12 protein-coding genes are annotated in these 13,043 nt (G+C 69.1%); 1 reads left to right on the top strand and 11 read right to left on the bottom strand.

The genetic code is table 11. The features are described from left to right. Window positions 1–254 precede the first annotated feature (254 nt). The 4 genes from CUT83_RS31580 to CUT83_RS06090 all read right to left on the bottom strand — a co-directional run bounded on the left by CUT83_RS31580 (window position 255) and on the right by CUT83_RS06090 (window position 3,817). A complete protein-coding gene (locus tag CUT83_RS31580) occupies window positions 255–671 on the bottom strand; it encodes an ATP-binding protein (protein ID WP_101254900.1) in 417 nt (138 codons plus the stop codon). Further along, on the bottom strand, window positions 619–876 hold the full coding sequence (locus CUT83_RS06100) for a DUF6221 family protein (RefSeq protein ID WP_101254846.1): 258 nt from the start codon (window positions 874–876) through the stop codon (window positions 619–621). Before CUT83_RS06100 ends, CUT83_RS31580 begins: the two co-directional genes overlap by 53 nt. 33 nt (window positions 877–909) lie before the next feature. Next, a protein-coding gene (locus CUT83_RS06095) for an IS5 family transposase (RefSeq protein ID WP_420882422.1) occupies window positions 910–1,739 on the bottom strand; the annotation gives its coding sequence in 2 pieces (ribosomal slippage) (window positions 910–1,427 and window positions 1,427–1,739; 831 coding nt in all). Window positions 1,740–2,050: 311 nt separating this feature from the next. Beyond that, complete coding sequence (locus CUT83_RS06090) at window positions 2,051–3,817, bottom strand: ABC transporter substrate-binding protein (protein WP_101254845.1); 1,767 nt, start codon at window positions 3,815–3,817, stop codon at window positions 2,051–2,053. Between the two features lie 239 nt (window positions 3,818–4,056). On the opposite strand from CUT83_RS06090, the gene CUT83_RS06085 reads away from it, so the two are divergent. Next, entirely contained in the window at window positions 4,057–5,520 is a 1,464-nt protein-coding gene (locus CUT83_RS06085; RefSeq protein WP_101254844.1) for an aminopeptidase P family protein, read from the top strand. A 105-nt stretch (window positions 5,521–5,625) separates the two neighbouring features. On the opposite strand, the gene CUT83_RS06080 is transcribed toward CUT83_RS06085, so the two are convergent. The 7 genes from CUT83_RS06080 to CUT83_RS06050 form a co-directional block, all read right to left on the bottom strand. Beyond that, window positions 5,626–6,339 carry a GntR family transcriptional regulator gene (locus CUT83_RS06080; RefSeq protein ID WP_101254843.1) on the bottom strand — a complete coding sequence of 238 codons (714 nt, stop codon included), beginning with the start codon at window positions 6,337–6,339 and terminating at the stop codon, window positions 5,626–5,628. Window positions 6,340–6,462: 123 nt separating this feature from the next. Beyond that, on the bottom strand, window positions 6,463–7,884 hold the full coding sequence (locus CUT83_RS06075; RefSeq protein ID WP_101254842.1) for an aldehyde dehydrogenase family protein: 1,422 nt from the start codon (window positions 7,882–7,884) through the stop codon (window positions 6,463–6,465). Next, complete coding sequence (locus tag CUT83_RS06070; RefSeq protein WP_101254841.1) at window positions 7,881–8,882, bottom strand: proline racemase family protein; 1,002 nt, start codon at window positions 8,880–8,882, stop codon at window positions 7,881–7,883. The genes CUT83_RS06075 and CUT83_RS06070 overlap by 4 nt, the downstream gene beginning before the upstream one ends. A 48-nt stretch (window positions 8,883–8,930) precedes the next feature. Next, window positions 8,931–9,794, bottom strand: coding sequence for a dihydrodipicolinate synthase family protein (locus tag CUT83_RS06065; RefSeq protein ID WP_101254840.1), 864 nt, complete (start codon window positions 9,792–9,794; stop codon window positions 8,931–8,933). Between the two features lie 124 nt (window positions 9,795–9,918). Next, window positions 9,919–11,394 (bottom strand): FAD-dependent oxidoreductase, encoded by a 1,476-nt coding sequence (locus CUT83_RS06060; RefSeq protein ID WP_240957943.1) that lies wholly within the window; start codon window positions 11,392–11,394, stop codon window positions 9,919–9,921. Beyond that, a complete protein-coding gene (locus CUT83_RS06055; protein WP_101254838.1) occupies window positions 11,375–11,689 on the bottom strand; it encodes a (2Fe-2S)-binding protein in 315 nt (104 codons plus the stop codon). The genes CUT83_RS06060 and CUT83_RS06055 overlap by 20 nt, the downstream gene beginning before the upstream one ends. A gap of 53 nt (window positions 11,690–11,742) precedes the next feature. Then, complete coding sequence (locus CUT83_RS06050; protein WP_101254899.1) at window positions 11,743–12,909, bottom strand: NAD(P)/FAD-dependent oxidoreductase; 1,167 nt, start codon at window positions 12,907–12,909, stop codon at window positions 11,743–11,745. Window positions 12,910–13,043: the final 134 nt, after the last annotated feature.

The raw sequence follows: 13,043 nt of genomic DNA, 5'->3' as shown, positions 1-13,043 counted from the left end.
TGAGGTCGGTGACCGATGGACAGGGCGCCTTGTTGAGAGCTGGTGTGGTGCCTCTGGCGTGTGGTTTCCGAAGGCTGATTTTTCCGTGGTGACGGCTCAGCGGTGTAAATCAGTGAGGAGGGGGCGCGTCGACAGCCAACGCTGTTCGATTCCTTGTGTTCCGAGGGGGGTTCTTTCCAGGCGGTCGTCCGTGAGGAGACTCCTCTGGAGCGGTGGCAGGGTTTCTCGGTGCGGGATTCAGGAGCTGAGCGGCCTTACTCTCCCGCAGCGGTCAGGTACGCCCACCGGGTGGCAGTCCCGCTGTGGAGCCGCGTTCCGTTCTCTGCCGATAGAGCTGCGATGATGTTGTTACCTCGGCCGTTCTCTTCTTGCGAGGAGCATTTGGCCAACCGGACCGCCCTCGGGTTGGGGCCTGTGTCGGTGACTTCTATGTGGATGGCCTTGGGGTGGCCGTAAGTGTGGCGTACCTCCAGAATGACGGGGGGCAGGGCGTGCTGGACGGCGTTGGTGACCATCTCCGTGATCACCAGGAGGGTGTTGTCGAGCAGTTCGGGTTCCAGGTGGGTTTCCAGAGCCGCACGCACATACCTACGTGCTAGGGCCTGTCTCCTTGAAAGGCTATGGGCGCCATTCCTGTCGGTAGGCGGGGTGCTCAGCGTATGACTGGGCAAGGACTCGCAGCGCGTATGCCAGGCCGGCTGAGCGCGGGTCCGAGGAGTCCATGGCCTTGTAGTCGTGCGCCAGTTGCTCGGTCAGGTCGAGCATGGCGAGATGACTGTCGAGAAGAGCCTCGCCGCCCAGGGTGTCGGCCACGTAGGCATAGGCATGGTGGTCGTCCATGATGCGTGCGACGAGGAACTTCACAAGATCGTCCATGTGGCCATCTTCGCGGGCGAGGTGCTTCGTCGGTCATGTGGCTGTCCAGATGAGGATGGTGGCGAGGTGGAGTGCGGCCTGGTAGGCGATGGCGAGCTTGTCCGTTCGCATGGCCAGACCGCGCCACTGCTTGAGTCGGTTGATGCACCGTTCAACGGCGTTGCGCTGCTTGTATGCCTCGGCGTCGAAAGCCGGCGGGCGACCGCCGGCGCGACCTCGCCGCAGACGGTGGCCGATCTGGTCGGACGGCTGGGGGATGACAGCGCGGATTCCCCGTCGTCGGAGGTGATTCCGGATCGCGCGGGATGAATACGCGCGGTCCGCCAGGACAGCATCAGGTCGGGTCCTCGGTCTTCCGGGTCCGCTTCGCGGAACACGGATACTGGCCATGACAGCCTCGAAGGCCGGGGCGTCACCCGCCTGGCCTGCGGTGACGCGAAGGGTCAGGGGCCGTGCTCGGCTGTCGCTGGCGAGGTGGACCTTTGTGCTCAGACCACCTCGGGAGCGTCCGAGGGCGTGGTCGTCAGGTTCACCCCGACCTGGCGCCCCTTTTTCATGGCTCCGGCGGCGTGCTGGTGGGCTCGGCAGACGGTGGAGTCCACCGAGACCGTCCAGCCGATGTCGGCATCAGCATCGGATGCTGCCAGAATCGCGGCGAGGATGCGCTCCCAGGTACCGTCCACGGCCCATCTGATCAGGCGTTTGTGAGCGGTCTGGAACGAGCCGAGCTCGTCCGGCAGGTCTCGCCAGGGCGAGCAGGTGCGGTACTTCCACGCGATGGCTTCCAAGGTTCGGCGGTGATCGGCCCATCGCCGACCGCGGACCGGATCGTCCGGCATCAGCGGCTCGATCCGGTCCCACATCGCATCAGTGATCACTAATCGGACGGACACATCCGACCAACTGGCCAACCGACCAAAGAGACACGCCCTAGGCCTGGAGCCTGGTTCGTGTGCGGGAGCAGGCTCGTGACCTTGGTTCCCTCGCTGTCTCGCGGCATGTGGCGACCAGGCGCGGAGCTGTTGGCCGGCCTCTTCCCGGAGGGTTCTGCGAAGTTTTCCTCGGGGTGATGGCTATGGTCGGCTGGCTGGTTCCGCTGTGAAGCAGGAGTCTTGAGCGGTGACATGTGGGTTCCTCTGCGCGCGCTGTGCCGTGCCGGGTGCGGATCGGGCGGTCATGATGCGTTGGATCCTCGGTCGTCCGGGGATTTTTCGGGGTGCTTCAGACCGATCACCGCGTAGTCGAGCTGGCCGCTCCACACGGAGTGTCCGAAGGCACCCGCGATGTTGTTGCCGACCAGGAGCGGTCTGCGTTCCCACAGCAGAGGGATGGCCGGCGACTTCCGCATGATCTGCCGGTCCAGTTCTCTCCATGCCTGGTTGGCTTGGGTGGCGTCGGCCATGACCGAGATTTCGTCTATTCGTTCCATGGTTTCGCCGTCACGGAACTGTGAATAGTTGCCCTGGTTTCCCTTCTCTTTGATCGTGCGTCCGTCGAACAAGAAGGGGAGGAATGTGGCTCCTGACGGGTAGTCGGGGCACCATCCGCTCAAGGACATGTCAGGAGCTTTCCTCGTGTCGCCGATGGTGTCGAAATAGACGGCCGGGTCCACGATCTGAATTCTGACGTTGATTCCGATGTGGGAGAGGTCCTTTTGGATGGCCTGAGCGCGGGCTGTGTCTTTCCTGGATACGGTGAAGTCGGCGTTGACTCCCTGTTTCAAGCCGGCTTCGGCCAGTAGTTCCCTGGCCCGCCCCGGGTTGCCGGTGGGCGACAGGTCGAGGGGGTTCGCTCTGTCGCCGCCGGTCAAGGTGGGGGGGAGGTAAGAGGTGGCGGGCTCGTTGAGCGCGGGGCCGCCTCGAGTTGCGACCTGGTCTTCCCTGTTGATCGCGTACTGGACGGCCTTGCGGACCGTGGAGTCGTCGAAGGGCGGCTTGGATGTGTTGAGGTGCAGCATGTCGGTGCAGCCGGTGATCTCGGCGACGAGTCGCTTGCGTGGTGCGCTCTTGGATGTGTCGGCCAGTAGTTCGGGCATGCTGTCGGGCTGCGTGTCGGACCACTGGACGGAGGAGGCGTCCTCGCCTTCGCTTGCGATGAGCCGATCGTCGATGTGTGCGCCGTTCCGTCCCATCCGCACGACAATCTTGTCGGGGTAGGCCTTGCGAACAGGGTCGGTGGCCGGGTCCCAGTGCGGGTTGCGTATCAGGACCATGCGTTCACGCTTGCTGTATTTTTCGATCTTGTACGGTCCTGAGGAGAAGGGCCGCAGGTCGTAGCGGGTGCCCTTCTCCTGGGCGGGAGGAACCGGCGAGAAAGTCGGCAGGGTCGCGGTCTGGGAGAACTCGCTGACGGGGCGGTTGAGGCGGAAGACGATGGTGCGGTCGTCTGGAGTTTCGATCGAGTCCAGGTGCTCGCCGTCGAGGGGGCCTTCATACCCCTCGGTACCAGCGAGGTACCTGCGGGCGTAGTCGGGCCCGCCACTGAGTTGGGGGGCGAAGGACCTCTCGACGTTGTACTTGACGTCCTGAGCCCGGATGGGGCTGCCGTCTTCGTACTTCAGACCCTTCTTCAGAGTGAACGTCCACACTCTCCCGCCTTGGGAGGGTCGGCCGAGGTCGGTGGCGAGGTCTGGAACGATTTCGGTGCCGCCTCTGCCGGGCTCCGCTTTGAAGGTGACCAGGGTCCGGTAGAGCAGGCGGATCCCGAAGTCCATGGCGGGCATGACCCAGTTGCGGGCAGGGTCGAGGTGAGGGAAGTCTTGATCGGCGAGGACTGTCAGAGTGCCGCCTCGCTGGGGTGTTCCGCCGACGATTCCGACAGCCCCAGGGGTGTGCTGTGCCAGGCCCTCTCTCGGGTCGTCGTCCGTGGAGCAGGCGCCGAGGCCGGCAGCCAGGCAGACCGACAGTGTGGTTGCCAGGGTTGTGCGTAGGAGCTTGGTCATCGTGCCACTCCGTCGTGGGAGACCGGTAACAGTGCGCAAAGAGGCCAGGTCTGCCCTGCCGGGCGGCAGGTCGTGCACCCCTCCACTGAAGTGCTGTGTAACATAATAATGTAAAATTGCATTGGCAAGAAGGTAGGACTCTCGTTACCTTCCTGTACCCGACGGCGTCCGTGGCACCTCCCCTGCACCAGGCATGGCGCATAGCCGAGTCCGGTCGCCCCCGATCTCCCGGAGCCAGCATGCCCCCGCCCTCAGCCCGCCCTACTACGGGCAGCCACGACCTCCCGATCTCCCCCGCCCTGTCGTCGTTCATGAGCAGCGGCTGGGCTCCCTCCCGTCTGTCTCGCGACGTACGCGTCCCCGGTTACCAAGCCACCTCGGCCCGGCGGGCACGGCTCTCGGAACGCTTCCCCGGCGAGCGGCTCGTCCTGCCGGCCGGTGGTCTCAAGGTGCGGTCCAACGACTGCGACTACCATTTCCGCCCCCATACCGCCTACGCCTGGCTGACCGGCCTCACCGGCGAGGACCAGCCAGGCAACGTGCTGGTCATGGAGCCCTCCGGCCCCGAGGGGCATCACCCCGTGCTGTACATGCGGCCTCGGTCCTCGCGCACGGGCGAGGAGTTCTACCGTGATCGCCGGTACGGCGAGTTCTGGGTCGGTCGCCGCCCTGACCTCGACGAGGCGGCGCAGCTCACCGGCATCGAATGCCGCCACCTGGACGAGCTGGCCGTTGCGCTGTCCGGGCCCCAGCCCCTCGCCCGGGTTCTGACCGGGATCGACTGTGCCGTTGACGCCCTCGTCGAGCCCCGCGTCTCCAGCGAAGCCGAGCGGTTGCGGGAGAAGGAGCTGGAGGCCTGTCTGTCCGAGCTCCGTCTGATCAAGGAGGCCTGGGAGGTCGAGCAGCTCCAACTGGCCGTGGACCACACCACGGTGGGCTTCGAGGACGTGGTGCGGGCCCTGCCCCAAGCCTTGCGCCACCGCCGCGGTGAGCGGTGGGTCGAAGGGATCTTCAATCTCCGGGCCCGTGCCGAGGGGAACGGTGTGGGGTACGAGACGATCGCGGCCGCTGGAGCACATGCCTGCGTACTGCACTGGGTACGGAACGACGGTCCCTTGGACCCCTCCCAACTTCTTTTGTTGGATGCCGGGGTGGAGACCGACACCCTCTACACCGCCGACATCACCCGTACCCTTCCCCTGTCGGGACGCTTCTCCCCCGTGCAACGACAGGTCTACAACCTGGTGCTGGCAGCTCAGGAGGCCGGCATCGCCGCGTTGCGGCCAGGCGCCTCGTTCCGCGATTTCCACCGCGCTGCCATGAGAGTGATCACCGAAGGCCTGTGCGACTGGGGCGTGCTGAAGACACCCGCCGACGAGTTGGGCGGGGACAGCGGCCTGCATCGCCGCTACACCCTCTGCGGCAGCGGCCACATGCTCGGCATGGACGTGCATGACTGTGCCAAGGCCCGCACCGGTGCGTACGTTGAGGGAGTGCTGAAGGAAGGTCAGGTCCTGACCGTCGAGCCGGGTCTGTACCTGCAACCTGACGATGAGACCCTGCCGGCCGAACTGCGGGGCATGGGCGTGCGCATCGAAGATGACCTGGTAATCACCAAGGACGGGGCGCGGCTGATGTCTTCCGCGCTGCCCAGGACCGCAGACGGCATCGAGGAGTGGATGGGCGCGCTGCTTCAGGGATGACGGACCCACCTGCTGTCGGGTGAGGAGCGTGTACGGTCGGACACACTCCTCACCCTGTTCGCGAGGCTCTGCAGACTCTGCGGGGACAGCGCCGACTTTGCGAGGTCAGCGTGCGTTCAGTTTCCGAGCCGGGGACTTCTGCTCGGGCGTCTCCTGCTTGCGTGCGGCCCACAGGGAGCGGACGTGCGCCAGGTGGTGGCGCATGTGTTCCTCGGCCGCCGCGGCGTCGCCGGCCAGCATGAGATCCAGCAGCTCGGCGTGTTCCTGCGCGGAGGCCACCAGCGCGCCCGCTTCCGCGAGCTCGGTGAGTCCGTAGAGCCGGGAGCGCTTGCGCAGGTCGCCCACCGTCTCGACGAGACGGGAGTTGCCGGCCAGGGCGAGCAGGCCGAGGTGGAAGCGGCGGTCGGCCTCCAGGTAGCCGATGAGGTCACCGGCACGTGCGGCGGCCACGATCTCCTCGGCCGTGGGACGCAGAGCCTCCAACTGCTCCCGCGTGGCAGACCTGACCACCTTGCCGACGGTCGGGATCTCGATCAGGGCACGGATCTCGGTGTACTCGTCCAGGTCGCGCTCGGACAGCTCGGTGACGCGGAAGCCCTTGTTGCGCACCGATTCGACCAGTCCCTCGCGCGCCAGGTCCAGCATGGCCTCACGGACAGGGGTGGCCGAGACGCCGTACTCGGCGGCGAGGGTAGGGGCGGAGTAGATCACCCCGGGCTGCAGTTCACCCGCGATCAGCGCGGCCCGGAGGGCGTTGGCCACCTGGTCACGCAGGTGCTCCTGCACCGAAACGAGCTTCCGGGGTTTCAGCTCAGTCATGGGTTCCCCTCCGTGGGTTTGTGATCCCACTATACAATGTCACGTTGCGCGACACTTGCGCTATCCCCGGCGCGACCGACCAGGCCGCGCCGGGGATCGGGAGGGTGCCCGTCTCGCGGCGGTTCAGGCTGATGCGACGGGCAGGAGGGAAACCGTGCGGCTGGAGGTGTAGAAGTCCATCGCGGCGTGCCCTTGCTCCCTCATTCCATAACTGGAGTCCTTCTCTCCCCCGAAGGGGAGGTGGAAGTCGACACCAGTGGTCGGAGCGTTCACCCGCAGCATGCCCGTGGCGAGGCGGTCGACTGCCGAGAGCGCTTTCTCCAGGTCGCCTGTGTGGAGCGACGCGACCAGGCCGTAGTGACCGCTGTTCGCAGCCTGGATCGCCTCGTCGAAGTCCGCCGCCCCCGACAGCACCGCGATGGGGCCGAAGACCTCACGGCGGTGCAGCTCGTGTGCGGTAGGCACGTTCTCCAGCAGCACCGGGTCGACGTACCAGCCCGCTGCTGTGCCCGAACCGCGCCGACCGCCCCCTGCCAGCGCACGTGCCCCGGTGCTGAGGGCGCTGTCCCGGGCTCGGATGACACGGTCTCGGGCCGCTTTGGAGATGACGGGACCGCAGACCGCGGCCACCGCGTGGGGGTCGCGGGCGGGCAGCTCCCGCAGGGCCTCGGCCAGCGCCTCGCGCAGCTTCGGCAGAGCGCTGCCCACGGCGATCACCCTTCTGGTGGCGGTGCATTTCTGCCCCGCGTAACCAGCGATTGCCGCGGCGATGTCCGCAGCCGCCCTCCCTATGTTGGCGTCCGGCATGACCACGGCAGCGTTGTGGCCGCCCATTTCCGCCTGGGCTGGGACGCCGCGGGCTGCGGCGGCACGGGCCACCACAGCACCGACGGCGGTCGACCCGGTGAAGGAGACGACATCGGCCAGGCCGATCAAGGCAGCGCCGGCTTCGGCACCCCCGGGAACGACCTGCACAACGTCCGCGGGCAGGACCTCCTTGAGGATCTCGGCCAGCCGCAGAGCGCACGCGGTCGCCTCCGGTGCGGGCTTGAGGACGACGGCATTACCGGCGGCCAGGGCCGGAGCGGCCTTCCACGACGGAATGGCCAGCGGGAAGTTCCACGGCGTGATCAGACCGGCGACACCGTGCGGGCGCCGCCGGGTGAGCAGCAGCCCCGGCCCCGAGGCCGGCTCGTGCACCGCCCCGGTGGCGTCGTAGGGAAGCTGAGCGTAGTAGCGCCAGATCGCCGCCGTGCGCGCCAACTCGCCGCGGGCCTCGGCGAGTGGCTTGCCGACCTCTCTCACCAGGAGTCCAGCCAATTCCTCGGACGCGGTCTCCACGGCGTCTCCGGCGCGGCGCAGGGCAGCGGACCGCGCGGCCGCGCCGGCGGCGAGCCATTCGCTCTGGGCTCGGGCAGCCCGCCGCACGGCACGGGTGACGGTGTCGGGGCCGCAGCCGTACAACTCGACGAGGATGTCGCCGGGGTCGGCGGGGTTACGGGAGATCACCGGGCTGTCGGCCGCCGGGGCGGGAGGGGTGTTCACAGCAGGAAGCCTTCCGGGAACGGGTCTGTGGGATCGAGGAAGAACTGGGCGGTGCCGGTGATCCAGGCGCTTCCGGTGAACGTCGGCACCACGGCCGCCCTGCCGGCGACTTCGGTCTCGTCCACCAGGCGGCCGGTGAAGGAGGTGCCCAGGAAGGACTCGTTGACGAAATCGCGGTGCAGAGGGAGTTCCCCGCGGGCGTGGAGCTGCGCCATTCGCGCCGAGGTGCCGGTGCCGCAGGGCGACCGATCGAACCATCCGGGGTGGATGGCCATCGCGTTCCGCGACCGCCGGGCGTCCGACCCCGGGGCGAGGAGCTGGACGTGATGGCATCCCGTGATCCCGGGATCCTCCGGGTGCACCGGTTCGCCTGCGGCGTTGATCGCGGCCATCACCTCCAGACCCGCGCGCAGGATTTCCTCCTTGCGTGACCGGTCGAAGGGCAGTCCCAGCTCCTCGACGGGGAGGATGGCGTAGAAGTTGCCGCCGTAGGCCAGGTCGTAGGTGATCTGCCCGAAGCCGGGGACTTCGATCTTCTCCCCCAGGGCAACGGCGAAAGAGGGGACGTTGCGCAGTGTCACCGCGCGGGCGGCGCCGTCGTGGACGTGGACCTCGGCAGTGACGAGCCCGGCCGGTGTGTCCAGCCGGACGGTGGTCACCGGTTCTGTCACCGGCACCATGCCGGTCTCCACCAGTACGGTGGCGACTCCGATGGTGCCGTGCCCGCACATGGGCAGGCAGCCGGACACCTCGATGTAGATGACCCCCCAGTCCGCCTCAGGGTGGATCGGAGGCTGCAGGACCGCACCGCTCATCGCCGCGTGCCCACGCGGTTCGTACATCAGCAGAGTGCGGATGTGGTCCAGGTGGCGCATGAAGTACGTGCGTCGTTCGGCCATGGTGGCCCCGGGGACCGGTGCGATTCCTCCGGTGATGACGCGCGTGGGCATGCCCTCGGTATGGGAGTCGACGGCGTGGAAGACACGGCGACTGCGCATGGCTCTTCTCCTGCGGACTGGGGGTGTCGGGGGTGCGTGCGGGACGGGTCAGTTCAGGCCCTCGGCCAGGACCTTCTCCGTCACGGACCGCACGGCGGCCTCCGCCTCTGTGTCCAGCGGGGAGCGCGGCGGGCGGCAGGGGCCGCCACGGCGTCCGGCGATGTCCATCGAGAGCTTGATGGCCTGCACGAACACGTGCTTGGTGTCCCAGCGCAGCAGCGGGTGCAGCGCTCTGTAGAGAGGCAGTGCGGTCTCCAGATCCTGGGCGATGGCGGCCCGGTACAGTGCCACGCAGGAGTGGGGCAGGGCGTTGGGGTAGCCGGCGATCCAGCCGACGGCGCCGGCCAGGGCCAGTTCCAGCAGGACGTCGTCGGCGCCGATGAGCAGGTCCAGGCCAGGGGCGCGCTCGGCGATCTCGTAGGCCCGTCGCACGTCGCCGCTGAACTCCTTGACCGCGACGATGTGCTGCTGCGCGTGCAGATCGGCCAGGAGCTGCGGGGTGAGGTGGACGCGGGTGTCGTAGGGGTTGTTGTAAGCCACCACGGGCAGCCCGACACCTGCGACCTCGGCGTAGTGGGCGCGGACCTCCGTGTCGTTGGCGCGGTAGGCGTTGGGGGGCAGCAGCAGGACGGAACCGGCGCCGGCTTCGGCTGCCTGCTCGGTCCAGCGCGCGGCCTCGGTGCTGCCGTAGGCGGCCGCTCCGGCCATGACCCGGCTGCCGTCCCCGGCGGCCTCCACCGCGGTTCGGATGACGCGGGCGCGTTCGTCGTCGGTGAGGGTCTGGTACTCCCCCAGGGAGCCGTTGGGGACGACGCCGTCGCAACCGGCGTCCAGCAGGAAGCGGACGTGTTCGGCGTAGGCGTCGTAGTCCACCGACAGGTCTTCCTTGAAGGGAAGGGCGGTGGCCACCATGACTCCACGCCAGGGGTGTTCGGGGCTGTGCTGGGATGCACTCACGTTCGGTTCTCCTTGGGTTGGGCGAATCCGGCCGGGCCGGTTCTCGGGAGGGTTGGAGGTTCTGGTCGGGTTGCGCCGGTCAGGGGCGCCCCTGAGGCCGGTGCCGGGCGAGCTGGACGAGGGGGACGGGGCGGGACAGCGGGCGCCGGTCCACGCTCACCGGTGCGCTGCCGTCGCCGGACGCAAGGCAGGAGACCGCGGGGCCGCACATTCGTCCCTGACACCAGCCCATGCCGGCCCGGGTCAGCAGCTTGGCCGTGCGCGTGTCGCCCGCGCCGAAGGCGTCGACCGCCTCGCGTACGGATGCGGCATCGATTTCCTCGCAGCGACAGATCTCGGTGTCGCCTCGCAGCCACTGGGGCCAAGCCGGTCCGGGCCTGTGAACCTGGGCCATGAGGTCGGCGAAGGCCCGCAGCCGGGTGGCACGTGTGCGCAGCGCCGCAGCCTTGCGCGCGGCAGCGGTCTCGCCGTGCGCCGCGGCAGCGATCGCGCGGGCGGCCAGTTCTCCCTCGCACAGGGCGAGCTGGGCGCCGCCGACGCCGTTGGTCTCGCCTGCCGCCCATACGCCTTCGACGCTGGTGCGCAGGGAGGGGTCCACCACGAGGGCGGGTGTGCCGTCGGGTGCGGTGCGGGTAGCACAGCCCAGTTCCACGGCGAGTTCGAGCTGGGGTACCAGACCGTGGCCTACCGCCAGGGCATCGCAGGACAGGTGTTGCTCGGTCCCGGGCAGCGGCCGCCAGTCGTCATCCAGCCTCGCCACGGTCACGCCGGTGACCCGGTCGGTCCCATGGGCTTGGACCACGGCGGTCCGGGTGCGCAGCCGTACCCCCCGGCGGGCGAGCGCCGCCGCGTGCCGGAATCCTTCGGCGAGCTTGCCGGGGTTGCGCAGCAGCGGCCCCGGTCGGCGGGCGTAGGGCAGGTAGCCGCTCGCCTCCAGGACGTACGGCACGCGGGCCCCGGCGGCGGACAGCGAGGCGGCCGCGGCCAGCAGCAGGGGACCGCTTCCGGCCACGATCACGCGTCGGCCCGGCAGTACCAGGCCGGACTTGATCATGGCCTGGGCTCCCCCGGCGCCGACGACTCCGGGCAGCGTCCAGCCGGAGAAGGGCAGCTGGCGCTCGTAGGTGCCGGTCGCCAGCAACAGGTGATGCGCAGGCACGCTCTCTCCTGGCGCCTCGCCGGTGTTCTGGTCGCCGGGCACGGTCGCGGTGGTGAGCAGTGTCCAGCGGCCCGCGTGGTCGCATGACTGTTGGATGGTCCACACCTGCCGTCCCGGCAGGTGCCGGACCCGGCCGGCTTGCTTGTGCTGACGCAGCCGGGCCTCCAGGGCGGTGAAGGCGGACCAGCCGTGGTGGAGGGCCTCGGGGTGCCGCGCTCCCAGGCCGGGTGCGGGATGGCGGTAGTACTGGCCGCCCGGCCTGAGTTCGGCATCGACCAGGGCGACGGTCAGCCCCGCATCGGCGGCAGTGACGGCCGCAGTGAGTCCGGCGGGGCCGGCGCCCACGACCGCCAGGTCGTACGGAGCTCCGGGGGGCTCAGCAGGCGAGGTCGGCACGGCCGTCTCCTTCCTGGGGAGTGACGGTGTCGCCGTCGTGCGCCGGCACCAGGCACGCGCGCTGGTTGGGGCGGCCATTGACGGTGATCAGACAGTCGAAGCAGACCCCCATCCCGCAGAAGGCACCGCGGGGGCGCTCGCCGCGGCGGGTGGTGCGCCAGGAGACGATGCCCGCGGCCCACAGGGCGGCGGCGATGCTCTGGCCGGGCAGCGCCGGGAGCTTCCTGCCGTCGTAGTCGATGCTGATGGCGGGCTGGGGTTCAGCCCGCACCAGCCCGGCCGGGGTGCGTGACATGGGACCTCCCTGAGGTTTCGGCGGGCGGTGGTCGCCGGTGCGGCGCCGCGTGCTCATGCGTGCTGGACCTCGGATTCGAAGCGGTCGGGGCGGAAGGGGGCGAGGTCCAGCGACGGCTCTTCCCCTGTCAGGGCCTGGGCGAGCAGCAGTCCCGTGGCCGGTGCCAGCCCGATCCCCGCGCCCTCATGTCCGCAGGCGTGGTGGAGGCCGGGGACGCGGGGGTCGGCTCCGATTGCCGGGAGGTGGTCGGGCAGATAGGGCCGGAATCCGTGGTAGGCGCGCAGAACGGAGACCTGGGCCAGGACGGGGAAGAGGGTTACCGCGCTGTCAGCCATACGCTGCAGGGCCTCGGTGGACAGGGTCCTGTCGAAGCCGGTGCGCTCCCGGCTGGATCCGATCAGTACGGGGCCGGCCGGGGTGCCCTCGACCACGGGGGAGGTCTGGAGAGAGGCGGAGTCGCTGGCGACGTCGGCGACGTAGGCGGCGGCGTAGACCTTGTGTCGCACCACGCGGGGCAGGGGCTCGGTCACCAGGACGAAGCCCTTGCGCGGCATGACCGGCAGGGTCGTCCCGGCCAGGGCGGCGATCTGCGCCGACCAGGTGCCGGTGGCGTTGACCACCACCGGGGCCTTCAGCTCGCGGTGGGAGGTGCGCACGCCGTCGATCCGCCCTGCGGGGGTTACCAGCACCTCCGTGACCGCCTCGCGCAGATGGAGGGTGGCACCCGCACTCTGGGCGGCGCGCAGCAGGCGGGACGCGGCAAGGGCGGGCTGCACCTGGGCGTCCTGGGGGTAGTGGACGGCCCCGGCCAGTCCGGGGGCCAGGTGCGGCTCGAGGTCCGGCAGCTGGTCGGCGGGCACCTCCCGGGCCACGACACCGGCTGCGGCCTGCCCGGCGGCCATGCGGCGCAGCGCGGACCACTCGGTGTCGTCCGCGGCCACCACGACTCCGCCCTTGGCCTCGTATTCGATCCCTTCGGGCAGCTGGGCGGCCAGGTCGCGCCACAGGCTCGCGGAGAGCTGGGCGAGATCGAGTTCGGGGCCTGGGGGCTTGTCCGAGACCAGCAGGTTCCCCTCCCCTGCCCCCGTCGTACCACCGGCCGGGCTGCCGCGGTCGACGACGGCGACGGCAAGTCCGGCGCGGGTGGCGTAGTAGGCGCACGCGGCACCGACGACTCCCGCGCCGATGACGACGGCATCGACGGTCTGTCTCATGAGCACCACAGTAATATGTCACATGCTTCTGCGGTAGCCCAGAAGGCGCCACTTTCCCTTCGATAAGGAAACTTCGGCAAGGAAACGCAGAAACCGGGGCGGGCGCGAGGGGTTCCTCGCGCCCACCCCGGCGATCACCG

The sequence above is a fragment of the Streptomyces barkulensis genome (assembly GCF_002843305.1).
GTDB lineage: Bacteria > Actinomycetota > Actinomycetes > Streptomycetales > Streptomycetaceae > Streptomyces > Streptomyces barkulensis.
The sequence above is the reverse complement of the archived record's forward strand: the minus strand, read 5'-3'. Positions and strand labels throughout refer to the sequence as shown.